Raw genomic sequence first — 1,365 nt, forward strand, 5'->3', positions numbered from 1 at the left:
GGTTCTCTTCCGTTTCGGGTGGCGCGCAACAGCTGGCAATAATGTGTTGACAAACAAACGTCACGCAGGAGAGCCGCATGCAAGAGGCCTTGTTTTGCCAGGCGCTGGGACTGACATCGCCGTGGGCGGTAGAGCGCGTGGCGCTGGATGTTGAGCGCAGTCGAATCGACCTGTACGTCGTCTGGCAAGCCAGGAGCGCGCCGTGCCCGGCCTGTGGCGCAATCGATCAGAAACTGCACGACCACCGCCAACGCAGCTGGCGCCATCTGGACTTCTTTCAGTTCGAAGCCCACGTGCACTGCCAGCTGCCGCGCGTGGCCTGTAGCGGCTGCGGCGCCATCACCCAACTCAAGGTGCCCTGGGCGCGCGAGGGCAGCCGCTTCACGCTGTTGTTTGAGGCGCTGGGCCTGACGCTGGCGCGCGAGATGCCCGTGGCCGCCTGCGCACGCATCCTTCGCTGCGCGGACAACGCCCTGTGGCGCCAGATCGATGCCCACGTCCAGCGGGCCCGGGCGCAAGAAAGCTACGCCCGGGTTATCGTCATCGGCATCGACGAGACCAGCTGCGCCAAAGGCCAGCACTACATCACGCTGGTGCACGACCTGGAGCAGGCGCGGCTGATCTATGCCACACCCGGCAAAGACGCCAGCACGGTCAAGCGCTTTGTGGGGGACTTCAAGACCCACAAGGGCAAGCCCGAGGCCATCGAAGTGGTGTGCATGGACATGTCCAAGGCCTTCATCGCCGGCACGGCCGAGCACTTGCCGGCGGCAGCCGTGGCCTTTGACGGATTTCATGTGGTGCAGTTGGCCAATCGGGCGGTGGATGCCGTGCGCCGTGAGGAAGCCAGGGGCGAGCACTGGTTGAAGAAGACCCGCTGGTGCTGGCTCAAGGACAAGGGCCGATGGACGCCCAAGGAGCGTGACAAGATGGATTGGCTGCCCCACACCCGGCTGAAGACAGCGCGGGCGTGGCGGCTGAAGGAGGCGCTGCGCGACATCTACAAGGTACGAACCGATGCGATCGCATGCACGCTGTCGCTCAAGCGGTGGTTGCACTGGGCCCAGCGCAGTCGCTTGGCGCCTTTCAAGGAGTTGGCCAGGACCATCAGGCAGCACTGGTCCGGCATCGTCAAGGCGTTTGACGCCGCAGGCTTGCACACGGGCTATGTGGAGGCGGTCAACTCGTTGTTGCAAGCGGCCAAAGCCAAGGCGCGTGGCTACGGCACCACCGATCACTTCATCGCTATGGCCTTCCTGATTGCAGGCAAGCTCAAGCACTTGCCCCTCAATCCGCTTCAGAAAGCACGCCCTCTCGCCTGACCTCCATCAGAATGTTGCGTGCCACCCGAAACAGAAGAGAACC

The 1,365-nt window shown here is 63.7% G+C and carries 1 protein-coding gene; it reads left to right on the plus strand.

Annotated features, from left to right (window positions below):
- Nucleotides 1-77: 77 nt before the first annotated feature.
- Nucleotides 78-1,322 (plus strand): ISL3 family transposase, encoded by a 1,245-nt coding sequence (locus ACMUOY_RS20060; protein ID WP_413894501.1) that lies wholly within the window; start codon nt 78-80, stop codon nt 1,320-1,322.
- Nucleotides 1,323-1,365: the final 43 nt, after the last annotated feature.

Origin of the sequence: Candidatus Skiveiella danica (assembly GCF_022705245.1) — a bacterium.
Classification (GTDB): Bacteria; Pseudomonadota; Gammaproteobacteria; order Burkholderiales; family Burkholderiaceae_C; genus Skiveiella; species Skiveiella danica.